The sequence below is a fragment of the Rathayibacter sp. VKM Ac-2835 genome, assembly GCF_013266705.1.
Taxonomy (GTDB): Bacteria; Actinomycetota; Actinomycetes; order Actinomycetales; family Microbacteriaceae; genus Rathayibacter.
The window spans coordinates 785,766-806,998 of the sequence record NZ_JABSNQ010000001.1; the positions used below are offsets into that span (position 1 = coordinate 785,766).

The following is a 21,233-nucleotide window of genomic DNA, read 5'->3' on the forward strand; positions in this document are numbered from 1 at the left end:
CGCGGGATGAGCGCAGCCGACTCCGCCCCCTCCGTCGTCACCTCGCCCGCCGTCGTCATCGGCACCCCGGGACTCGACGCGCGCGAGATCGCCGCGGTGACCGCGGTCGTGACCGCCCTCGCCGCGCAGTCGCATCCCGTCGCCGAGGTGCCGGTGATGCCCAGCGGCGGCTGGAGCGACCGCGTCGCGGCCGTGCGTGCGCCCCTGCAGCCGGCGCCCGGGGCCTGGCGCTCGTTCTCCGGCTGAGAGCGCTTCCACCCCTCCGGGCGGGCCGCACCGGGAACGATCCACCGGAACGCGGATTTTGTCCCCCGATTAGTCCCCTAAAGTGCCGACTACCTGCCACTCCCGGTCCTGGGCATGATTATCCGTGTTAGGTGTTCACTCCTCGGAGGGGGCATCGCCAATCACTCGCCGACCAGGGTAAGCAGGCGGGTGTTTTGGGGGCGAGTGAGGGTGACATTCGGGTTGTCACCCTCACTCGGGGTTTGACGGCGGGCTGGGCCCCCTCTTCGGAGGAGTGGACAGCCCGCCGCACTCTTTTAACCGGTCGATCTGCTGTGTGTGCCAGGTCCGGTGTCACCGGACGATCGGACGTGTCCGACCGGTCCGGCTCGCGGTCGCCCGCACACCACTCGGCCGGGGACGCTCAGTCCTCGAGGACGCGCTGCTCGTCGCGGCGGATCTCGACCCAGGCGTCCACCTCGTCGCCCGCGTCGTCCGAGCCGAGGGCGCCCGCGCTGCCGTCGCCGGCGGTCCGCAGCCCCACGACCGTCACCGCGGACGGCGAGTCGGGCGAGGCGGTGCGGACGACGACCCGGTCGACTCCCTCGCCGATGCCGCTGAGCGCGTGGGCGAGCTCGCCCAGGACCCGGCGGCTCTCCGCCTCCGTGGTCCGGTCGAGGCCGCCGTCGTCCAGCACCGACACGGTCACGCCGCGGCGGCGCGCCTCGAGCACGATCCGGCGGACGTCGTCGTCGAGCAGCCGCCTGCCCCGGATCTCGTCGCGGACCGACGCCTCCAGCAGGGCGCACTCGCGGCGCTCCTCGTCGCTGAGGCCGACCGGGCTCGTGGCGATCCGCAGCAGCATCTCGGAGGCGATGGCACGGGTCTGCTCGAGCCGGACCTCGCGCTCCGAGAGATGCGCCTCCTCCGCCGCCCGCCAGGACGCGGCGGCCCGCTCGGCGGCCTCGAGCACGCGCGCCTCGGAGCCGGCGCGGCCGAGCTCGATGATCAGGAGCTGCGCGATGCCGACCCAGGCGATGCCGCCGACGACGCCGAGGGTGGCGAGGGCGACCGGGCCCGCCCAGACGCTGGTGTGCACGATCAGGAACGCCATCCCTGTCCACGCCGCCAGCGGACGCCGGCACGCGCAGACGATCGTCATCAGCGTGCCGACGGCCGCGATGTACCAGGTGGAGTAGCCGTTGGAGGCGCCGGGGTCCAGCGACGGCGAGACGAGCAGCGGCAGTGCCACCGCCACTCCCGCCATCGCCCAGGCGGTCACCGCGTTCATCCGCGCGGCCGAGCCCGGCAGGAGCGCGATCACGGTGGCGACGACGTAGAGGCCGACGGCGAGCAGATCGGCGGGCGTCGCGGGCGCGAGGCGGTAGGAGAAGAAGGCGAGGACGACGTGGTAGAGCGAGAATCCGCCGCCCAGGGCGTAGAGGAGCGGTCGCGGGTAGGTGATCACGAGGCGCCCCGCGGGGCCGGCCAGACGACGACGACCCGGGTGCCCTCGCCCGGGACCGTGTGGACCTGCGCCGAGCCCTGGACCTGATGCACGCGGTCGAGGATCGAGAGCCGGATGCCGAGCCGCTCGCGCGGGACGTCGGCGAGGAGGAAGCCGCGGCCGTCGTCCTCGACGACCACCTCGACGGAGCAGGCGGAGAGGCGACCGTGGACGGACCGGCGGACGGCGTCGCTCGGCCCGGCGTGCTGGACGCTGTTGGTCAGGGCCTGCCAGACCGCGCCGAGGACCGCTTCGGCGACCGGCCGCGGCATCGTGGTGGTCCGCGGATCCGCCGCCTCGTCGACGACCACCTCGAAGTCCGCGACGAACGTCGAGGCCGCGTGCGACAGCTGGCGCTCGAGCAGCTCCAGCGGCACCTCGCCCGCGTCGAGGTCGGACTCCTCGTCCGGGAGAAGCACCGAGAGCGTCTTCCGCGCCATCGAGGACACCAGCGCGCGCTCGGCGCCGGACTCGGCCGTCGCCGCGGCCAGCAGGGTCGCCAGGACGTTGTCGTGCACGAGGGCGTCCACCTCGACGCGCTCGACCTCGCCGGCGTGCTGGCGCATCGCCCCCTCGTACTGCTCCATCGCCGTGCGCTGCGCGCGGTCCACCCGGTCCGCCGACTGCCGGAGCACGGTGATCAGCACCAGCATCACGAAGCCGACGATGCCCACGTAGACGGCGTCGAGGGCCGCGCGGGTCGGCGAGGCGCCGCCGCCCGAGGGCAGCACGCGGAGGACGCCGAACAGGAGGGTGGTGACAGCGGCGTAGGCGATGGCGAGCCGCAGCGGCGCGACGATCGTGCAGAAGGCCGTGCCGATGGTCAGCAGGTACCAGATCCACGGCGTCTCCTCGGGGGCGGCGCCGGTGCGGATCGTCAGCGGCCAGGTGAGCAGCGCGAGCAGGAGCGACGCGGCCACGACGGCCCCGCTGACCTGCGTGCCGCGGCGGAGCACCGCCGTGACCACCGAGGCCCCGAGTGCTCCGAAGACGACGGCCAGCACGGGCCACGCGACCTCGGGCCGCAGGACCGGCAGCTGGCCGAGGATCGGCGGGACGGTCTGCAGTGCGAAGCCGAAGCCGAAGAAGGAGACGACCGTGCTGATGATCCGGTCGATGCGCTCGCGGTTCGCGGGGGCGCGGGCCGGGACGATCTCAGCGGCCGGCATCGCCGTCGTCCGGATCGATGCCCGGGAGGATGCCGTCCTCGACGGCGCGCCGCAGCAGGTCGACCTTCGTCGGCGCCGGCCGCCCGATCTCGACGTACTTGTCGCGGATCCGGTCGAGGTACTCCTTGGCCGTCGAGACCGAGATCTGCAGGCGGTCAGCGACCAGCTTGAGCGGCAGACCGGAGGCGTAGAGGTGCAGGACGTCGCGCTCGCGCCGGCCGAGCACCGCCCGGGCGAAGTCGTCGTCGGCGTCGATCGCCGAGGCCCACTCCAGATTGTTTAGCACCTCGCCGCGGGCGACGGTGCGGATGGCGGCGATCACGGTCGACATCGGCGAGGACTTGGGGATGACGCCGGCCGCTCCGGCGGCGAGCGCCTCGCGCACGGCCACGACGCGGTCGGCGATGCTGTGGACCAGGACGGCGGAGCCGTGCACCTGGCCCCACTTGACGTTCGCGGTGATGCTCGACCCGTCGTTGAGGGAGAGGTCGAGCACGAGCACCTCGATCTCGGTGCCGTCGAGGACCTGCTCGAGCGCGCGCACCGTCTCGGCCGCGGCGACCACCTGCATCCCTGCGGCCTCGATCGCGGCGGCGACGCCGAGCCGGACGGACTCGTGGTCGTCGACGATGGCGACCCGCACTTTCGGCGCGGCAGCGGACTCAGCGGTCATCGGTGGTCTCCCTCGGGCTCATGCTGGCGACGCCGCGCTCAGGTGTCTCGGCGCACGAGCCGGGCGACGGCCTCCACGTGCGAGGTGTGCGGGAAGAGGTCGAAGCCGTCGAGCCGCTCGAGCTCGTAGCCGCCCGCAGTGAGGGCGCCGACGTCGCGGGCGAGCGCGACCGGATCGCAGGCGACGTAGACCAGCTGCGCAGGTGCCAGCTCGATCAGGGCGTCGGTGACCGCGCGGCCGGCTCCTGCCCGGGGCGGGTCGAGGACGACCGTCGCGGCCCGCCAGCGTCCGCGCTCGCGGGCGTCGGCCTGGGCGAGCGCGTCGCGGAGGTAGCGGTCGACCCGGGCGGTGACCGCGCGGGCACCGACCTGGTCGGCGAGGTTCTCCAGGGCGTGCTCGGTCGCGCGGGAGTCGCTCTCGACGCTGGTGACGCGGACGCCGGCGCCGAGGCGGTCGGCCAGCGCGGCGGCGAGCAGCCCCACTCCGCCGTAGAGGTCGTGGTTCGCGGCGCGGACGTCGGCGAGCGACGGGTCGACGGCGGTCTGGACCGCGTCGAACAGCGTCGCGGCGGCTCCGCGGTGCACCTGCCAGAAGCCGGAGCGGTCGACGCGGAAGGTGCGGTCGGCGACGAACTCGGAGACGACCGTGCGGTCCCTCCTGGCCCGCTTGTCGGAGGGGTCGTGCACGAGCACGGCCGCGCCGTCCGAGCCGGCGGCGTCGACGAGGTCGACGACGGAACCCGGGGCCAGCCGCTGGTCGAGCGGGGCCGCGGCCGAGGAGGCGGCGGTCGCGAGCGGCAGTCCCTCCACGTCGACGACGTGGTGACTGCGCGCGGCGTACGGCCCGACGCGGCCGGAGTCGTCCACGTGCAGGCGGTTGCGCGTGCGCCAGCCGAGGCCGCCGGACTGGTCGTCGCCCGCGACCGGCGCGACGACGACGTCGACCTCGCGGCGGGCGAAGCGGGAGAAGGAGTCGACGAGCACGTCGCGCTTGAGCTCGCGCTGGTAGGCGAGCGCGGCGTGACCGAACTCGGCGCCGCCGACGCGCTCCTCGGGCCGCCGGTCGATGCCGGCCTGCGCCCAGACGTGCTCGACGCGGTGCGGCGAGGCCTGGAGGACCTCGAGCGCCTCGCCCCGCCAGAAGCTGTCGTGGCGGACCTCGCTGATCCGCACGCGGACCCGCTCGCCGGGGAGGACGTCCGGGACGAAGACGACGCGGCCCTCGTGCCGGGCGACGAAGACGCCGCCGTGGGCCACGTTGCTAATGTCGAGCTCGATCTCGGTCCCGAGTGCTCCGCCGGACTCCGCGGCCGGGTCGGATGCGCGGGGCGGGGTCTGTGCCATCCGTCGAGCATCCCACAGCGTGGGCCCGATCGCAGGGAGCCCTCGTGCGCCTCTACCTCGCCTCCACCTCCCCCGCCCGCCTCGCGCTGCTGCGGGCCACCGGGATCGAGCCCGTCGTCGTCCCCTCGTCGGTCGACGAGCCCGCCGCCGTCGCCCGGGCCGAGCAGGAGCGCGGAGCGGCGCTGGACGCCGACGCGACCGTGGCGCTGCTCGCCCGCGCGAAGGCGACGGCCGTCCTCGGGCCGGACGTCGACGGCCTCGTCCTCGGCGGCGACTCCGCCTTCGTGCTCGACGGCGTCGTGCACGGCAAGCCGCACGAGCCCGAGCGGGCCCGCGCGCGCTGGCGGGCGCAGCGCGGCCGCACCGGGCGCCTGCACTCCGGCCACTGGCTGATCGACCACCGCGGCGGGCGGATCGTCACCGAGACCGGGGTGGTTACCTCCGCCGCCGTCTCCTTCGCCGCCGACATCGACGACGACGAGATCGACGCCTATGTGGCCACCGGCGAGCCGCTCGAGGTGGCGGGCGCGTTCACGATCGACGGGCGGGGCGCCGGCTTCATCACGGCGATCGAGGGCGATCCGTCGACGGTGATCGGGATGTCCGTGCCGGCGCTGCGCTCGCTGGTGCGCGAGCTCGGGGTCGCCTGGCCGTCGCTCTGGAACCGCTGACGCCGTCCTCGCGCCCCGCGGTGCTGGCGGCGCGGTGACGCCGGCTTGTGCGGAACCGACGAAGCGCTCGCTCTTCTTTGTGGTGAGCCGCGCCGGGCATCCGCGGGCCGCCCTCTAGGGTTGGGGACCATGCCAGGTATCACGAAGGTGCTCATCGCCAACCGAGGCGAGATCGCCGTCCGCGTCGTCCGGGCCGCCCGCGACAGCGGCATCGCCTCCGTCGCCGTCTATGCCGACCAGGACCGCGACGCCGTGCACAGCCGCCTCGCCGACGAGGCCTACTCCCTCGGCGGGACGACCAGCGCCGAGACGTACCTCGTCATCGAGAAGCTGCTCTCGGTCGCCCGCCGCTCCGGCGCGGACGCCGTGCACCCCGGCTACGGCTTCCTCGCCGAGAACGCCGACTTCGCCCGCGCCGTCATCGACGCCGGGCTGATCTGGATCGGCCCGTCGCCCGAGGCCATCGAGCGCCTCGGCGACAAGGTCTCGGCCCGCCACGTCGCCGAGAAGGTCGGCGCTCCGCTCGCCCCCGGCACCCTCAACCCCGTCTCGGGCGCCGCCGAGGTGCTCGAGTTCGTCGACCAGCACGGACTCCCCGTCGCCATCAAGGCGGCCTTCGGCGGAGGCGGCCGCGGCCTCAAGGTCGCCCGCGAGCGCGACGAGGTCGAGGAGATGTTCGCCTCCGCCACCCGCGAGGCGATCGCCGCCTTCGGCCGCGGCGAGTGCTTCGTCGAGAAGTACCTCGACCAGCCGCGCCACGTCGAGACCCAGTGCCTCGCCGACTCGAGCGGGAACGTCGTCGTCGTCTCCACCCGCGACTGCTCGCTCCAGCGCCGCCACCAGAAGCTGGTCGAGGAGGCGCCCGCGCCCTTCCTCACCGACGAGCAGAACACCGAGCTCTACCGGGCGTCGAAGGCGATCCTCCGCGAGGTCGGCTACGTCGGCGCCGGCACCTGCGAGTTCCTGATCGGCAAGGACGGCACCGTCTCCTTCCTCGAGGTGAACACCCGCCTGCAGGTCGAGCACCCCGTCTCCGAGGAGGTCACCGGCATCGACCTCGTCCGCGAGCAGTTCCGTCTCGCCGAGGGCGGCCTGCTCGACTACGAGGACCCGCAGCCTCGCGGCCACTCCTTCGAGTTCCGCATCAACGGCGAGGACGCCGGCCGCGGCTTCCTGCCCGCCCCCGGCCCCGTGCACGTCTTCAAGGCGCCCGGCGGACCGGGCGTCCGCGTCGACTCCGGCGTCGTCGCCGGCGACGTGATCTCGGGCTCGTTCGACTCCCTGCTGGCGAAGCTGATCGTCACCGGTGCCACTCGCGCCGAGGCGCTCGAGCGCTCGCGCCGCGCCCTCGCCGAGTTCGAGGTCACCGGCCTGCCCACCGTGCTGCCGTTCCACCGCGCCATCGTCGACGACCCGGCGTTCGCGCCCGCCGGCGACGAGCCGTTCTCCATCTACACCCGCTGGATCGAGACCGAGTTCGACAACACCATCGAGGCCTGGAGCGGCGAGCCCGGCGCGATCGACGGCCCGGCCGCGCGCCAGAGCGTCGTGGTCGAGGTCGACGGCCGCCGCGTCGAGGTCACCCTGCCGGGCGACCTCGTCGGCTCCGGTCCCTCCCGCGGTCCCGCCGCCGCCGCCCCCAAGCGCCGCGGCTCCGCCTCCGTCAGCACCGTCACCGGCGACTCCGTCACCGCGCCGATGCAGGCGACGATCGTCAAGGTCGCCGTCGCCGAGGGCGACACCGTCGTCACCGGCGACCTCGTCGTCGTCCTCGAGGCCATGAAGATGGAGCAGCCCCTCACCGCCCACAAGGACGGCGTCGTCCGCTCCCTGAACGCGGAAGCCGGCACCACGGTCTCCTCGGGCCACGTGCTGCTGTCCATATCCTGAGCCGCTCCCCGCGCGGCTACTGTGCTCATGTCTGAGCCGCTCCCTGCGCGGCTCAGCGCAGTCGGCCCGTTTGCGTGGTGCGTTCCATAGAGCGGGTCGCGTCGCGCTGCCTCGAAACGCTGACACGCGTTTCTCGCTCACGCGCTCTGCCTGAGTCTGCTCGTGGGCGAGCTCGGCCGCTCCACGCAGGCTGGCTGGGCCGCCGCTCGCGGGCGGGCTCGGCGGGTTCATGCTGGTCGAGTAGCCGCACAGCGGCGTATCGAGACCCTCCCTCGATCAGCAGTGCAGTTGAATGCCGCTCCCGTCACTAAAGCTGATACCGCGCCTCGGGCATCGCCGGATCTCGATACGCGCGCTCCACGCGCTACTCGATCAGCATGATCGGCCGATGCGCCTCAGCAGGAACCCGCGTCGCTGCCACCCCATGCTGGTCGAGTAGCCGCGCAGCGGCGTATCGAGACCCACCCACCGATCTGCCCCGCCACCACCGCACACCCTGATGGCTCCAGTCCCCTGCTCGGGCGGATCTCGATACGCGCGCTCCGCGCGCTACTCGATCAGCATGGGACGGGCACCCGCCGGAGCCGCTCGCCCGCAGGGCATAGCGCCGCGACCGAGAAACGCGTGCCAGCGTTTCTCGGCAGCGCGACGCAACACGCTCTCGGGAACGCACCACGTCGCGAAGCCGACCGCGCTGAGCCGCGCAGGGAGCGGCTCAGAAAAAGGCATGCACATCGTCGGCTTTCAGCCGACGATGTGCATGGCGCGCGCCGCCTCCGAGATGGAGCCGGTGAGGCTGGGGTAGACGGTGAAGGCGCGGGCGACCTGGTCGACGGTGAGGCGGTGCTCGACGGCGAGGGCGAGCGGGAAGATCAGCTCGCTGGCCTTGGGGGCGACGATGACGCCGCCGATGACGGTGCCGGAGCCGGTGCGGGCGAAGACCTTCACGAAGCCGTCGCGGATGCCCATCATCTTGGCGCGCGGGTTGGCAGCGAGGGGGAGCTTGTAGATCTCGCCCTGCGCGAGACCCTCCTCGATCTCCTTCTGGCTCCAGCCGACGGTCGCGATCTCGGGCTGGGTGAAGATGTTGGCGGCGACGTTGCGGACCTCGGTGGGGTTCACCGCGTCGCCCATGGCGTGGAAGACGCCGGTGCGGCCCTGCATGGCGGCGACGGAGGCGAGCGGCAGGAAGGTGGTGCAGTCGCCGGCCGCGTAGATCGAGGGGACGCTGGTGCGGGCGACGCGGTTGACGCGGATGTGCCCCGACTCGGTGAGCTGCACGCCCGCCTCCTCGAGGCCGATGCCGGCCGTGTTGGGGATCGAGCCGACGGCCATCAGGCAGTGCGAGCCCTCGACGACGCGGCCGTCGGAGAGGACGGCGCGGACGCCGGTCTCGGTGCGCTCGACGCGGTCGGCGCGCGACTTCGACAGCACGACCATGCCGTTGCGCTTGAAGACGTTCTCGATCACGGCGGCGGCGTCGGCGTCCTCGCCGGGGAGGACCTGGTCGCGGGAGGAGATCAGCGTGACCTTGGCGCCGAGGGCGCGGTAGGCGGAGGCGAACTCCGCGCCGGTGACGCCGGAGCCGACCACGATCAGGTGCTCGGGCACGGTCTTGAGGTTGTAGAGCTGCGTCCAGCTCATGATCCGCTCGCCGTCGGGCGCGGCGGACGGCAGGACGCGGGGGCTGGCGCCGACGGACACGACGATGGTGTCGGCCTCGATCCGGTCGAAGTCCATGCCCTCGTCGCCCGGGGCGGTCGCGACGATCAGCGCGTTCGAGCCGTCGAGGCGTCCGTCGCCCTGCACGATGCGCACGCCGTGGTGCACGAGGTTCGCGCGCATGTCCTCCGACTGCTGGCGGGCGAGTCCGAGGAGGCGCTTGTTCACGGTGGCGAGGTTGACCGCGACCTCGGGCCGGACCGGCTTGTTGGTCTGCTCGTGGCGGGTGAAGAACTGCACGCCCAGGTCGGCGGCCTCGCCGATGGCGTTGGTGGCCTCGGCGGTCGCGATCAGCGACTTCGACGGCACGACATCGGTGATGACGGCCGAGCCGCCGACGCCGACCCGCTCGACGAGGGTGACCTCGGCGCCCAGCTGGGCTCCGGCGAGGGCGGCCTCGTAGCCGCCCGGTCCCCCTCCGAGGACGGCGATCCGCTGCGTGCGCTCGAACTCGTAAGGCATTCCTCCATTGTCCCCCTGTGCTGGGAGTTCGCCCAATCGACGGCCGTCCGGGAGGGTCGGCGGCCCTCGCCCGGCCTCGCACCGCGCGTGGATAGGGTGGGGGAATGGCTGACCAGACCCCCAATCCGCTCGACTCCGCCGACGCCGATCCGTTCGCGATCGCCGCCGAGGCCGCCGCCCAGATCGCCGAGGCGACCGGCGTCGAGAAGCACGACATCGCCCTCACCCTCGGCAGCGGCTGGGGCAAGGCCGCCGACGCGATCGGCGAGACGACGGCCACGGTCCCGGCGACCGACATCGTCGGCTTCACGAAGTCGGCCGTGCACGGCCACGGCGGGAGCCTCCGCTCGGTGCTGCTGCCGACCGGGAAGCGCGCGCTGATCATCGGCGCCCGCACCCACTACTACGAGGGCTACGGCGTGCGCCGGGTCGCGCACAGCGTCCGGGTCGCCGCGGCGACCGGCGCCTCGGTGATGATCCTCACCAACGGCGCGGGCGGCATCAAGGAGCACTGGACCCCCGGCACTCCGGTCCTGATCAGCGACCACATCAACCTCACCGCCGACTCCCCGCTCGAGGGCGCGACATTCGTCGACCTCACCGATCTCTACTCCGCCCGGCTGCGCGCGCTGGCCCGCGAGACCCGCGCGGACCTCGACGACGGCGTCTACGTGCAGTTCCGCGGCCCGCACTACGAGAGCCCGGCCGAGGTGCAGATGGCGCGGATCATCGGCGGCCACATCGTCGGCATGTCGACCGCCCTCGAGGCGATCGCCGCGCGCGAGGCGGGCATGGAGGTGCTCGGCATGTCGCTCATCACGAACCTGGCGGCCGGCATCCAGAAGACGCCGCTGAGCCACGAGGAGGTCCTCGAGGCGGGGCGGAACGCGGAGGACGACCTCGCCCGCCTCCTCACCGGGATCACGGGCACCCTGTGACCGCGGACGTCCGCGCGCGCGCCGAGGACTGGCTCGCCCAGGACCCCGACCCGGAGACCCGGCAGGAGCTCGTCGACCTGCTCACCGCCGACGCGGCCGGCGATCCCGCCGCCTCGGCCGAGCTGGCGGACCGATTCCGCGAGCGGCTCGCCTTCGGCACGGCGGGGCTCCGCGGGGCGATCGCGGCCGGATCGAACCGGATGAACCGCGTCCTCGTCTCGCAGGCCGCCGTCGGGCTCGCCGACCACCTGCGCGCGCAGGGCCTCGAGCGCCCGCTGATCGTCATCGGCTACGACGGACGGAAGAACTCGCGCGTCTTCGCCGAGGACTCGGCCGCGCTGATGGCCGGTGCGGGCGCCGACGCCGTGCTGCTCCCCCGGCTGCTGCCGACCCCGGTGCTCGCCTTCGCGGTCCGCCACCTCGGCGCGGCCGCCGGCGTGATGGTGACGGCGAGCCACAACCCGCCGCAGGACAACGGCTACAAGGTCTACCTCGGCGGCGACGACGACGGCTCGCAGATCGTGCCGCCGGTCGACTCCGCGATCGCCGAGCGGATCCTCGCGGTCGCCGAGGAGCGCCGCGTCACCGAGCTGCCCCGCGGCGAGTACCGCGTCGCCGACGAGTCGGTCGTCGACGCCTACATCGCCGCGACGGCCGCCGTCGGCCGGCAGTCGGAGCCGCTGCGCGTCGTCTACACGGCGATGCACGGCGTGGGCTGGGAGACGGCGCACCGGGTCCTCTCGGCCGCCGACTTCGACGAGCCGGCCGTGGTCGTCGAGCAGATCGATCCCGATCCCGCATTCCCGACGGTGGCCTTCCCGAACCCGGAGGAGGCCGGCGCCCTCGATCTCGCCTTCGCGACGGCCCGCTCGGGTCGCGCCCAGCTGATCGTCGCCAACGACCCCGACGCCGACCGATTCGCCGCCGCGATCCCGGACGCGTCTCTCGAGGAGGGCTTCCGCCGCCTCTCCGGCAACGAGGTGGGCGCGCTGCTCGGCTGGCGCGCCGCCGAGCGCGCCCGCACCGCGGGACGGACGGGCGGCGCGCTGGCCTGCTCGATCGTCTCCTCCCCCGCCCTGGGCGCGGTCGCCCGCGACTACGGGCTGGACTTCGCCGAGACGCTGACCGGCTTCAAGTGGATCTCCCGCGTCCCGGACCTCGTCTTCGGCTACGAGGAGGCGCTCGGCTACCTCGTGAACCCGGAGACGGTCCGCGACAAGGACGGGATCTCGGCGGCGCTCGCCTTCCTCGACCTGGCCTCGTCGCTCGCCGGCGACGGCCGCACGATCGCCGACCAGCTCGACGCCTTCGCCGAGCGCTTCGGCCTCTTCGGCTCCGAGCAGATCTCGCTCCGGGTGACCGACCTCTCGGAGATCGGCCGGATCATGGCGGGGCTGCGCAGCGCCCCGCCCGCCACGATCGGCGGTCTCGCCGTGGAGCGCACGGAGGACCTGCTCGCGGCGGACGGGGCGCTCCCGCCGACGGACGCGCTGCGGTTCACCCTCGACGGTGCCCGGCTGATCGCCCGGCCGAGCGGCACCGAGCCGAAGGTGAAGCTCTACCTCGACGCGTGGTCGCACGAGGCGGACGCCGACGCCCGGCGGTCGGCGGTGGCCGCCCGCCTCGATGCGCTGCGAACGGGAGCCGCCGAGCTGCTGCGCTGACCGAGGTCAGCCGTTGTCGGGAGCCACGCCGAGCCCCGGGTCGGCGTCTCCGGTGTAGAGCGGCTGCTCCCGGTCGAGGAGGAAGTCGGACACGGCGGCGTGCGTCCGCTCGAACGCCGCGGCCCACGGGTCGTGGTCGGCGCCCGCGACGTAGACCGTTTGCGAACCCGGGATCGCCCGAGCGAGCAGATGCTGGCCGCGCCAGTCGACGTGGTCGTACTGCGGTCGGACGAGCAGCGTGGGCACGTGGACAGCACCGAGCTCGGCGAGCGTCGTCTCCCAGTGGGATTCGAAGTCGGCGTTCAGCAGCGTGTTCGAGAAGATGTTGAGACCGCTGGGGCCGCCCGTCAGCGTCGCCGTCGCCCGTCTGCCGTCGTCCTGGGAGAGCAGGTTCGCGGCCGCGTCGGGGCCGACCGTCTGCAGGAGCCCCAGGCCGGCGGTCATTCTCAGCTGAGTGCCGAGGGAGAGAGGGGTCGCCCGATCGGCGCTCGGGTCCTCGCTCATGCGCGCGTCGGCCACCGCCCGCGCCGCGTCGGCCGCGCGATGCCCGTCCTCGGACGGGTCGAAGGTGCCAGCGGCGATGAGAATCGCCTTCTCGACGTGCTCGGGGTGCTGCGCAGCGTAGGCGGCCGCGAGGAAGCCACCCGCGGAGTGGCCGACGAGGATCACCCGGTCCGCACCGGTCTGCTCCCGGACGGCGTCGATGTCCGCGAGGGACCGTTCGAAGGTGTACTCGCGCAGGGGCAGGTCGGAGGAGTAGCCGGCGCCCGCCTGGTCGAACATGTACACGTCGTGACCGGTCTCCGCGAGGGTGGGCAGCGAGTCGAAGTCCGTGGGGCCGACGAACGCGCCCGGACCGCCGTGGAGGTACACGATCGGGACGTCGGACCCGCCGGGGGCGGGCGCGGCGGTCTTCCAGTACGCGACGTGCGAGCCGGTGGAGAGGTCCCAGAACTGCGGAGCGACGGGGGTGGAGCCGACGGACGATCCGCCGACCGGAGCGAGGACGGTCCCGCCGGCGAGCGCGCCGACGACGGCCGTCGAGACTGCGGCGACGATCAGCGGGGTGCGCCACCGCACCGACCGCCGGACCGGCCGCAGCCGGCGCGGGAGAAGTCGCTGCACCCCGGCGACGAGCAGGAGGACGAGGAGCAGGGAGAGGACGATCCAGACGGCGATCGCGAACGGCAGCGACACGGTCAGCGCGAACGCCGCCGCGATCGTCGAGCCGGCGAGGCCGAGGAGGACGGCGGCCGCGGACGCGAGCGCCGTCAGCACGCGGTGGAGGACCCGCTTCGGGCGTGACGGGCGGGCGGGGAGATCCGGGGTGGAGAGGACGGGCGGGTTCTCGGGCATGGCGGGGAGGACTCCTGAAAGGGGATGTGAGGCGAGGTGGGTGGTGAGGGAAGGGCGGTGCCGTGCACGGGCGGACGGACTCGTGCCGTCGCGGCCGGGCGCACAGGGAGGCAGCGCCGCGGTCGACCCGCCGAGTGCGGGCCGGGTGCGGCCTCGGCGCGGAGCACGGCCCCGGTCGCCGTGATCGCCGCGACCGGGGCCGTGTCGTCAGGGCGAGGGTCAGCCGGCTCGGTTGACGACCGCGGAGTAGGCGCCCGAGGCGTTGCTCGTCCCCGAGCTCGACGGGGACAGCGTCCCTGTCGCCGAGGGGGTGTCGCGGTCGACGGACCAGAGGTGGAGACCGGCGAGGCCCTGGGTCTTGACGAACTCCGCGACGTGCTCGAGGTCCGCGACCGTGGTGACCTCACCCGGGGTGTCGTTGACGCCGATCATCACCGTCAGCTCGAGCTTCGAGTAGGGGATGCCGAAGGTCTCGTGGACGTTGCGCGCGGCCTGCACGGCGGACGCGCCCATGTCGGGTGCGCCGTCCGGCCCGAGGACCGCGACGTCGGAGGCGGACCGGCCGTAGTCCATCGCCATCAGGTTGACCGTGTAGTTCCGGAGCTTCGCGGCCTCGATCGCGGCGACGGTCTCCACGCCGGTCGCGTTCAGGCTGGCCTTCCGGCCGTCCGATCCCGCCGAGGTGGGGAGGGTGAAGGAGAAGCGGAGGCCGGGGTACTTCCCCTCGGCGACAGCGGCCGCCTCCGCGAGCTCCCGGATCTGCGCGGGAGTCTGCCCCTGCTCGATGTCGAAGTCGATGCCGATCAGGTTCTTCGAGGCGTACCGGCTGATGAACGAGTCGAGCTGAGCGGCGTTCGCGGTGAACGTCGCCGAGGCGCCGCCGGTGGCGAGCACGTAGTCGACGTCCGCGTCGACGAGCTGGTCGATCGAGTGGCGGAACTCGTCCGCCGTCACGCCCGCCCAGCTCGGGGCGTCTCCGGTGCCGGAGGCGAACGCGAGGGTGACCGCGCCGCTGCCCGTCCGGCTGGCCCAGGAGTCGGGCCCCGCGAGCGGGACGATCTTCCCGTCGAGCATCGTGCGCAGCTGGTGGGTGTTCCAGTCCATGTTGATCGTGATGTCCTTGTAGCCCGAGCGGAGGACGGCGGGTGCCGTTCCGGTGTCGGGTGTCGTGGTCCATGGGGCCCGGGCGGGGTCCGTGGCGGGAACCGGCGTGGGTGCCGGGGTCGGGACCGCCGTCCTCGCCGGGGCCGGAGTGATCGTGGAGGCCGGCGTCGGCGTCACCGCGGTCGCGGGCTGCCACACCCTGCCGGAGCCGATCGCCCCGGAGTTCTCGCGGGGATCAGCGCCGCGGGTCCACCAACCGGCGGTGTAGAGCCTCCCGTCGCGCACCACCTGCTGGCCACCCGTGTACGTCGCGGTCGCGCTCCACTCCGCGACTCCGGGGAAGGGATCCGATGCGGTGCGGGTCGCCGTCGCACTCCACGCCGGCGGCGCGGAGGAGGACGACGAGGCGGCCGAAGGGGTCTCGCGGGCGGAGGCCGGCCCTGCTCCGAGGACCGCGCCTCCCGAGAGGAGGCCGAGGGCGGTGAGCCCGGCGATGGTGCAGCGGATTCGAGTGCGCATGTCAATCCAATCGATTCGGAAAACAGGCTCCTCATCGGAGCCGGATCGGAGAATCGCACGAGAGAGACGAGCACGCGGTCGTGACGCAGAGCCTGGCGTCGGACGTCGTCAGCGGGAGTGATCGCCCCCGATGCGCTCGCCGCGCCGCCACAGCCACTCGACCGGGCCGAGCGGGAACCGGCGGAGCCAGAGGTGCGCGGCGAGCACGACGACCGCCGCGACGAGGACGAAGGCGCCGATCGTGACCGGCACTCGCCACGGAGCCGCGGTCTCCGCGAGCCCGAGTCCCCAGCCGTAGAAGAGCGCGCCGGCGAGGAGGTTCTGCAGCAGGTAGGAGCTCAGGGCGACGCGGCCCACCTCGCGAGCGCGTCGCGAGATCCAGCTCGTGCCGCCCCGGCGCCGCCCCAGCTCGGCGAGGAGCGCGAGCAGGCCGAGCGCCACCAGCGGAGCGACGAGGTAGCGCTCGGCCAGCAGGCCGGCCGCGCTCCCGGTGAGTCCGAGCGCCAGGTCGGCCGGAGCGGCCACCGCGCCGAGGATCATGAGCCGCCGCCGCAGCGACCACCCCTCCCGCGCGAACAGGCCCGCGCGCAGGAGCTGGGCGCCGAGGAGGAACATCGCCAGGCTCAGGAACCCGATCAGCACCGGCTCCGCCCGGAAGGGGCCCGCGTTCTGCAGGCGGAACAGCGAGAGGCCGAGGAAGGAGGCGTCCGCGTAGGGGCTGCGACCGGTGGGGCCCTGTCCGGTCGAGTCCGGCTGAGTCGCGACGAGCGCCACGAGCGCCGAGATCAGCAGGACGTGCAGCGCTCCGAGGAGGATCACGGTCCGGCACTGCACCCGCGGGCGGGTGAGCAGCAGCCCGGCCACCACCGCCCCGGTCACCGCGTAGCCCATCAGCACGTCGAACTCGGCGATCAGCACGTAGTTGACCGCGCCGTCGAGCAGGAGCAGGGTCGCCCGCCAGAGATAGCGGCCGGGCCAGCGCCGCCCCCGGCGGACGGCGGACGCGTGCTGGATCGCCAGGCCGATGCCGAACGTGAGCGAGAGCAGGGCGAGGAACTTCCCCTGCGCCAGCGCCATCAGGAGGAGCTGCGCAGTCCGCTCCCCCGGCGAGGTCCCGGCGGTCACCGGCTCCGTCAGCAGCCCGAGCAGCCCCCACGGGTGCGAGAACAGCCAGATGTTCGTCCCGAGGGTCCCGATGATCGCGACGCCCCTGATGACGTCCAGGGAGTCGATGCGCGGACCGGCCTCCGATCGATCGGGCAATACGGTCGTATTGGTCATGCTCGAGAGCGTAGCCTGCTCGAGGGGCGGATCGGAAGGAGCGCGGATGGCCGATCGGCGCGAGAGCAGGAGCGACATCCTCTCGGCGGTCGTCACGGTGCTGTCCACCCGCGGCGCCGATCAGCTGAGCATCCGGACCGTCGCCGCCGAGGCGGGCGTCTCGGTGGGCGCGGTGCAGCACCACTTCCCGACCAAGCAGGCGCTGCTGACGGGCGCGATGGCGCGAGTGGAGGAGCGGTTCCGACTGCGCCTGCAGGCCCGGTTCGAGCAGGAGCCGTCACCCGAGGCGCGGCTGCGCGTCTTCTGCGAGGCGATCGCCTGCGTCGAGGACGCCGACGTCGCCGACGCCGTCGTCTGGACCGCCTTCGCTTCGCGGGCCGGCACCGATCCGGAGATCCGCGCGCTGCACACCGCCGCCTGGTCGCACACCGAGGACGTCGTCCTGGAGCTGCTGCGTGCCGCCCGTCCCTCGGCGTCGCTCTCCCCCGACGACGCCGCGCTCCTCCTCGCCGTCCTCGACGGCATCGCCGTCGCCCGCGCCGCCGAGCAGTCGCCCCGCCTCTCCCCCACCCGCGCCCGCGCGCTGATCACCCGGACTCTCACCCTCCTGGCGCCCTGACCCACCGCCCCTCCTCGCGAGATGCCACGTGCGCCCGCCTCCCCCGGCGTGTCGCGTACCCGACAGGCATCTCGCGACCTGAACCGGACAACCACCCACACGTGCTCGAGCACCCTCAGGGCAGAGCGCGCGATCGAGAATCGCGTGCCAGCGATTCGAGACAGCGCGACGCGACACGCTCTACGGAACGCACCACCTCGAGAAGCCGACCGCGCTGAGCCGCGCGGGGAGCGGCTCAGAAAACGGCACTCGGTTGATCCGCCTATCGGCGGATCAACCCAGCGCCCGCTCGATCTTCGCCGTGATCTCGGTCTGGTCGAGGTAGTTGTCGATGACGACGACCTCGGCGAAGGTCTTGCCGATCTTGTCGATCAGCTCGCTGGAGGTGAGGATGACCTGCGCGTCGGCGGCGAGGGCGTCGACGGAGGCGAGGTCGGAGGCGACGACGTCGGCTTCGAGGTCGAGGGCCTCGAGGGCGCGCTCGGCGCCGAGCTTGAGGATGGCGGAGGTGCCGATTCCGGCGCCGCAGAGGGTGACGATCTTCATGCGCTTCTTCCGTGGTGCGGGGTGTCGTCGGTGAGGACGGCGTTGATGCTGCGGACGGTGCGGGCGGCGGCGAGGGCCGCGACCGCGTCCGGCTTGCTGAGGACGTCGGCGAGGCCGGAGACGAAGCCGACGTGGCCGTGCGCCTGGGTGGCGGCGATGCCGATGACCACGGAGACCGGGTCGTTGGTGCTGTGGCCGAAGGCGACGGGGTCGGCGAGGGTGACCACCGAGATCCCGTCCGCGAGGACGTCGTTGCCCGGTCGGGCATGGGCGAGGGCGAGGCCGGGGGCGATCACGATGTAGGGACCGAGCACGTCGACCTGCTCGACCATCCGGCGGGAGTAGGCGGGGTCCACCGCGCCGCTGCGCTCGAGGGCGCGTCCCGCCTCCATGACGGCCTCGCGCCAGCTGGCGGCGGGGTGGCGCAGGGCCACCGCGGCGTCGGAGAGCGGGTCGAGGGGCATGCTCAGGCCGCCTCGAAGCCGGCGCTGATCGTGTCGATCAGCTCGCGGCGCTCGTCGAGCGGCAGGAAGCTCGCCTCGGCGGCGTTGATCTGGAACGCCTCGAGGTCGTCGAGGTCGTAGCCGAACGCGTCCGAGAGCAGTGCCAGCTCGCGGCTGAGCGTCGTGCCGCTCATCAGGCGGTTGTCGGTGTTGACGGTGACGCGGAAGCCGAGCTGGTAGAGCAGGTCGAACGGGTGGTCGGCGAGCTCGGTGCCCCACGCGGCGACCGCTCCGGTCTGCAGATTCGAGGACGGGCTGAGCTCGAGCGCGATCCGCCGGTCCTTCACCCACTCGGCGAGCTCGCCGAGGGTGACGTAGCTGGCGTCGTCGTCCTGGCGCTCGACGCGGATGTCCTCCGCGAGCCGGACGCCGTGGCCGAGGCGCAGCGCGCGGCCGTCCAGGAGCGCCGAGCGGATGCTGTCGAGGCCGTCGGCCTCGCCCGCGTGCACGGTCGTCGGAAAGTGCGCGGCGGCGAGGAGCTCGAACGCGGGGCGGTGCCGCGACGCGGGGAAGCCCGCCTCCGCACCGGCGATGTCGAAGCCGATCGCGCCGCGCTCGCGGTGGCGGAGGGCGAGCTCGGCGATCTCGAGCGAGCGGTCGGTGTGCCGCATCGCGGTGATCAGCTGGCCGACGCCGAGGCGCGAGCCGTGCGCGGCCGCCTCCTGGACGCCCTGCTCGAGTCCCTCCTGCACGGCCTCGACGGCCGCGTCGAGGGTGAGACCGGAGCGGAGGTGCTGCTCGGGCGCCCAGCGGATCTCGCCGTGCACGACGCCGTCGGCGGCGAGGTCGAGCACGAACTCGCGGGCGACGCGCTCGAGCGACGCGGCGGTCTGCATGACCGCGATCGTGGTCTCGAAGGTCGCGAGGTAGTCCTCGAGCGAGCCGGAGTCGGCGGTGCTCGTGAACCACCGCTCGAGGGCCTCGGGGTCCTCGGCGGGGAGGGCGACGCCCGTCTGCCCGGCGATCTCGACGATCGTCGCGGGGCGGAGACCGCCGTCGAGGTGATCGTGCAGCGACACCTTGGGCAGGTCGTCGATGAGGATCCCCTCGCCCGGGAGGAGGTACTCCTCGTGGCTGCTGCCGAACTCGGTGCTGTCGGTCACGGTGCTCCTCGGGTCGGACGACGGTTCGCCGACCACCTTACGGTGCCGCCCGCGCCGCCCTCGGCCGCGTCCACCACCCCGTCCGGGTCGCGCGGTGGACGGGCGACGGGCGGCCGGCCTCCGGCACGTGGGAACAGCCCCGGCACGGGTCAGGCGATGCGCTCCGCCACCAGCGGGCCGCCGTCGAGGACGGCGTCGCCCTCGTCGCCGATCCGGTAGGCGCCCTCGAGCGACTCGAGCGCACGGTCGAAGCGCGACGGCTCGTCGGCGGAGAGCGTGAACAGCGGCTGCCCGGCGCGGACCCGGTCGCCGGGCTTCGCGTGCAGGTCGATGCCGGCCGCGTGCTGCACCGCGTCCTGCTGGCGCGCGCGCCCCGCGCCCAGGCGCCAGGCCGCGATGCCGAAGGGCAGCGCCTGCTGCTCGACCAGGACGCCGTCGCGCGCGGCCACGACGACGTGCGTCTCGCGGGCGACGGGGAGGGCGCCGTCCGGGTCGCCGTCCTGCGCCCGGATCACCGCGCGCCAGGTGTCCATCGCCGCGCCGCCGTCGAGCGCGCCCTCGACGTCGGCGTCGGGCAGCCCGGCCAGCGCGAGCATCTCGCGAGCGAGCGCGAGGGTCAGCTCGCGCACGTCCGCGGGTCCGCCGCCGGCGAGCACCTCGACCGATTCGCGGACCTCGTTCGCGTTGCCGATCGCGAGGCCGAGCGGCACGTTCATGTTGGTCAGCAGTGCCGTGGTGCGCACGCCGGCGTCGTTGCCGAGGTCGACCATCGCCCGCGCCAGCTCGCGCGAGCGCTCGATGTCGGTCATGAACGCACCGGAGCCGAACTTGACGTCGAGCACCAGGGCGTCGGTCCCCTCCGCGATCTTCTTCGACATGATCGAGGAGGCGATCAGCGGGATCGCCTCGACGGTGCCGGTGATGTCGCGCAGGGCGTAGAGCTTCTTGTCCGCGGGGGCGAGCCCGGAGCCCGCCGCGCAGATCACGCCGCCGACGGTCCGCAATTGCTCGAACATCTCCTCGTTGCTGAGGTCCGCGCGCCAGCCGGGGATCGCCTCGAGCTTGTCGAGCGTGCCGCCGGTGTGGCCGAGGCCGCGGCCCGAGAGCTGCGGCACCGCGACGCCGAAGGAGGCGACCAGCGGCATCAGCGGCAGCGTGATCTTGTCGCCGACCCCGCCGGTGGAGTGCTTGTCGACCGTCCGCTTGCCGAGGCCGTCGAAGCTCATCCGCTCGCCGCTCGCGATCATCGCCAGCGTCAGATCGCGGATCTCGTCGCGGTCCATGCCGTTGAGCAGCACGGCCATCGCGAACGCGGCCATCTGCTCGCCCTGGACGTAGCCCCGGGTGTAGGCGTCGATCAGCCAGTCGATCTGCGCGGTCGAGAGCGTGCCGCGGTCGCGCTTGGTGCGGATGACGTCGACGGCGTCGAACGCCTCGACGGGAGTGGACGGGGTCATGCGGGGTCCTCGGTTCAGGAGTGGGAGCGGGGGGCGGCGGGGCGAGAGCGCACGGTCGGGGCTACTCGGCCGCGTAGGCCTCGAGGGTGCGCGGGCCGAACGCGTCGGGGATGACCTCGTCGATCGTCTTCACGCCCGACACCGTCTGCAGGAGCATCCCGTCGGCCGAGTGCTCGAACAGCAGCTGGCGGCAGCGCCCGCAGGGCATCAGCACGCCGCCCCTGCCGTCGACGCAGGTGAAGGCGACGAGCCGGCCGCCGCCCGTCATGTGCAGCGACGAGACCAGCGCGCACTCGGCGCAGAGGGTCAGCCCGTAGGAGGCGTTCTCGACGTTGCAGCCCGAGATCACCCGGCCGTCGTCGACGAGCGCGGCCACCCCCACGGGGAACTTCGAGTACGGCACGTAAGCCTTGCCCATGGCCTCGAGCGCGGCGGTGCGCAGCGCGTCCCAGTCGATGTCGGTCATCGGATCCGTCCTCAC

General features: G+C 73.3%; 19 protein-coding genes. 6 read left to right on the forward strand and 13 right to left on the reverse strand.

All coding sequences use genetic code 11. The annotated features are described in order from the left end of the window. Positions 1 to 6: 6 nt before the first annotated feature. Positions 7 to 246 carry an acyl-CoA carboxylase subunit epsilon gene (locus tag HRK28_RS03585; protein WP_173250438.1) on the forward strand — a complete coding sequence of 80 codons (240 nt, stop codon included), beginning with the start codon at positions 7 to 9 and terminating at the stop codon, positions 244 to 246. 403 nt (positions 247 to 649) lie between these two features. Here the strand turns inward: HRK28_RS03585 and HRK28_RS03590 are convergent, their stop codons facing one another. From HRK28_RS03590 to HRK28_RS03605, 4 genes are read right to left on the reverse strand one after another with little or no spacing between them, the layout of a single operon-like run. Continuing rightward, positions 650 to 1,693 (reverse strand): hypothetical protein, encoded by a 1,044-nt coding sequence (locus tag HRK28_RS03590; RefSeq protein ID WP_173250439.1) that lies wholly within the window; start codon positions 1,691 to 1,693, stop codon positions 650 to 652. Beyond that, complete coding sequence (locus tag HRK28_RS03595; RefSeq protein ID WP_160088059.1) at positions 1,690 to 2,901, reverse strand: sensor histidine kinase; 1,212 nt, start codon at positions 2,899 to 2,901, stop codon at positions 1,690 to 1,692. Before HRK28_RS03595 ends, HRK28_RS03590 begins: the two co-directional genes overlap by 4 nt. Further along, positions 2,888 to 3,574: a response regulator transcription factor gene (locus tag HRK28_RS03600; RefSeq protein WP_160088057.1), complete on the reverse strand. Its 687-nt coding sequence runs from the start codon at positions 3,572 to 3,574 to the stop codon at positions 2,888 to 2,890. The genes HRK28_RS03595 and HRK28_RS03600 overlap by 14 nt, the downstream gene beginning before the upstream one ends. Before the next feature lie 38 nt (positions 3,575 to 3,612). Further along, on the reverse strand, positions 3,613 to 4,917 hold the full coding sequence (locus HRK28_RS03605) for a class I SAM-dependent RNA methyltransferase (RefSeq protein WP_173250440.1): 1,305 nt from the start codon (positions 4,915 to 4,917) through the stop codon (positions 3,613 to 3,615). 44 nt (positions 4,918 to 4,961) lie between these two features. On the opposite strand from HRK28_RS03605, the gene HRK28_RS03610 reads away from it, so the two are divergent. Both HRK28_RS03610 and HRK28_RS03615 read left to right on the forward strand, forming a co-directional pair. Further along, entirely contained in the window at positions 4,962 to 5,588 is a 627-nt protein-coding gene (locus tag HRK28_RS03610) for a nucleoside triphosphate pyrophosphatase (RefSeq protein ID WP_367948335.1), read from the forward strand. A gap of 129 nt (positions 5,589 to 5,717) precedes the next feature. Next, positions 5,718 to 7,478, forward strand: a complete 1,761-nt coding sequence (locus tag HRK28_RS03615; RefSeq protein ID WP_173250442.1) for a biotin carboxylase N-terminal domain-containing protein — start codon at positions 5,718 to 5,720, stop codon at positions 7,476 to 7,478. Positions 7,479 to 8,222: 744 nt separating this feature from the next. Here the strand turns inward: HRK28_RS03615 and HRK28_RS03620 are convergent. Beyond that, positions 8,223 to 9,662, reverse strand: a complete 1,440-nt coding sequence (locus tag HRK28_RS03620; RefSeq protein WP_160088049.1) for an NAD(P)H-quinone dehydrogenase — start codon at positions 9,660 to 9,662, stop codon at positions 8,223 to 8,225. 104 nt (positions 9,663 to 9,766) lie between these two features. Between HRK28_RS03620 and HRK28_RS03625 the strand changes: the two genes are divergently transcribed. Beyond that, entirely contained in the window at positions 9,767 to 10,600 is an 834-nt protein-coding gene (locus tag HRK28_RS03625) for a purine-nucleoside phosphorylase (protein WP_173250443.1), read from the forward strand. Beyond that, positions 10,597 to 12,264, forward strand: a complete 1,668-nt coding sequence (locus tag HRK28_RS03630; protein WP_160088045.1) for a phospho-sugar mutase — start codon at positions 10,597 to 10,599, stop codon at positions 12,262 to 12,264. The genes HRK28_RS03625 and HRK28_RS03630 overlap by 4 nt, the downstream gene beginning before the upstream one ends. Positions 12,265 to 12,270: 6 nt before the next feature. Here HRK28_RS03630 and HRK28_RS03635 read toward each other — a convergent pair whose 3' ends face one another. The 3 genes from HRK28_RS03635 to HRK28_RS03645 all read right to left on the reverse strand — a co-directional run bounded on the left by HRK28_RS03635 (position 12,271) and on the right by HRK28_RS03645 (position 16,524). Continuing rightward, a complete protein-coding gene (locus tag HRK28_RS03635) occupies positions 12,271 to 13,620 on the reverse strand; it encodes an alpha/beta hydrolase (RefSeq protein ID WP_173250444.1) in 1,350 nt (449 codons plus the stop codon). A gap of 219 nt (positions 13,621 to 13,839) precedes the next feature. Further along, a complete protein-coding gene (locus HRK28_RS20425) occupies positions 13,840 to 15,243 on the reverse strand; it encodes a carbohydrate-binding protein (RefSeq protein ID WP_173250445.1) in 1,404 nt (467 codons plus the stop codon). A gap of 108 nt (positions 15,244 to 15,351) precedes the next feature. Then, the gene (locus HRK28_RS03645) at positions 15,352 to 16,524 is read right to left on the reverse strand and encodes a DUF418 domain-containing protein (RefSeq protein WP_173250446.1); all 1,173 of its coding nucleotides are present in this window, start codon (positions 16,522 to 16,524) and stop codon (positions 15,352 to 15,354) included. Between the two features lie 46 nt (positions 16,525 to 16,570). On the opposite strand from HRK28_RS03645, the gene HRK28_RS03650 reads away from it, so the two are divergent. Next, entirely contained in the window at positions 16,571 to 17,143 is a 573-nt protein-coding gene (locus tag HRK28_RS03650; RefSeq protein ID WP_160088037.1) for a TetR/AcrR family transcriptional regulator, read from the forward strand. A gap of 273 nt (positions 17,144 to 17,416) precedes the next feature. Here the strand turns inward: HRK28_RS03650 and HRK28_RS03655 are convergent, their stop codons facing one another. From HRK28_RS03655 to HRK28_RS03675, 5 genes are all read right to left on the reverse strand, one after another. Continuing rightward, positions 17,417 to 17,689, reverse strand: coding sequence for a PTS sugar transporter subunit IIB (locus tag HRK28_RS03655; protein ID WP_160088035.1), 273 nt, complete (start codon positions 17,687 to 17,689; stop codon positions 17,417 to 17,419). Beyond that, positions 17,686 to 18,153 (reverse strand): PTS sugar transporter subunit IIA, encoded by a 468-nt coding sequence (locus HRK28_RS03660; RefSeq protein ID WP_123735202.1) that lies wholly within the window; start codon positions 18,151 to 18,153, stop codon positions 17,686 to 17,688. The genes HRK28_RS03655 and HRK28_RS03660 overlap by 4 nt, the downstream gene beginning before the upstream one ends. A gap of 2 nt (positions 18,154 to 18,155) precedes the next feature. Continuing rightward, positions 18,156 to 19,235, reverse strand: coding sequence for an adenosine deaminase (locus tag HRK28_RS03665; protein WP_367948364.1), 1,080 nt, complete (start codon positions 19,233 to 19,235; stop codon positions 18,156 to 18,158). A gap of 209 nt (positions 19,236 to 19,444) precedes the next feature. After that, positions 19,445 to 20,752: a thymidine phosphorylase gene (locus HRK28_RS03670; RefSeq protein ID WP_173250448.1), complete on the reverse strand. Its 1,308-nt coding sequence runs from the start codon at positions 20,750 to 20,752 to the stop codon at positions 19,445 to 19,447. A 61-nt stretch (positions 20,753 to 20,813) separates the two neighbouring features. Further along, positions 20,814 to 21,218 carry a cytidine deaminase gene (locus HRK28_RS03675; protein ID WP_160088031.1) on the reverse strand — a complete coding sequence of 135 codons (405 nt, stop codon included), beginning with the start codon at positions 21,216 to 21,218 and terminating at the stop codon, positions 20,814 to 20,816. Positions 21,219 to 21,233 lie beyond the last annotated feature (15 nt).

Bases quoted from the DNA above. Each gene is read 5' to 3' on its own strand.
- HRK28_RS03595 (WP_160088059.1), bottom strand. From the start codon at position 2,901: ATGCCGGCCGCTGAGATCGTCCCGGCCCGCGCCCCCGCGAACCGCGAG.
- HRK28_RS03625 (WP_173250443.1), top strand. From the start codon at position 9,767: ATGGCTGACCAGACCCCCAATCCGCTCGACTCCGCCGACGCCGATCCG.
- HRK28_RS03605 (WP_173250440.1), bottom strand. From the start codon at position 4,917: ATGGCACAGACCCCGCCCCGCGCATCCGACCCGGCCGCGGAGTCCGGC.
- HRK28_RS20425 (WP_173250445.1), bottom strand. From the start codon at position 15,243: ATGCGCACTCGAATCCGCTGCACCATCGCCGGGCTCACCGCCCTCGGC.
- HRK28_RS03615 (WP_173250442.1), top strand. From the start codon at position 5,718: ATGCCAGGTATCACGAAGGTGCTCATCGCCAACCGAGGCGAGATCGCC.
- HRK28_RS03645 (WP_173250446.1), bottom strand. From the start codon at position 16,524: ATGACCAATACGACCGTATTGCCCGATCGATCGGAGGCCGGTCCGCGC.
- HRK28_RS03650 (WP_160088037.1), top strand. From the start codon at position 16,571: ATGGCCGATCGGCGCGAGAGCAGGAGCGACATCCTCTCGGCGGTCGTC.
- HRK28_RS03660 (WP_123735202.1), bottom strand. From the start codon at position 18,153: ATGCCCCTCGACCCGCTCTCCGACGCCGCGGTGGCCCTGCGCCACCCC.
- HRK28_RS03675 (WP_160088031.1), bottom strand. From the start codon at position 21,218: ATGACCGACATCGACTGGGACGCGCTGCGCACCGCCGCGCTCGAGGCC.
- HRK28_RS03620 (WP_160088049.1), bottom strand. From the start codon at position 9,662: ATGCCTTACGAGTTCGAGCGCACGCAGCGGATCGCCGTCCTCGGAGGG.
- HRK28_RS03635 (WP_173250444.1), bottom strand. From the start codon at position 13,620: ATGCCCGAGAACCCGCCCGTCCTCTCCACCCCGGATCTCCCCGCCCGC.
- HRK28_RS03600 (WP_160088057.1), bottom strand. From the start codon at position 3,574: ATGACCGCTGAGTCCGCTGCCGCGCCGAAAGTGCGGGTCGCCATCGTC.
- HRK28_RS03585 (WP_173250438.1), top strand. From the start codon at position 7: ATGAGCGCAGCCGACTCCGCCCCCTCCGTCGTCACCTCGCCCGCCGTC.
- HRK28_RS03655 (WP_160088035.1), bottom strand. From the start codon at position 17,689: ATGAAGATCGTCACCCTCTGCGGCGCCGGAATCGGCACCTCCGCCATC.
- HRK28_RS03670 (WP_173250448.1), bottom strand. From the start codon at position 20,752: ATGACCCCGTCCACTCCCGTCGAGGCGTTCGACGCCGTCGACGTCATC.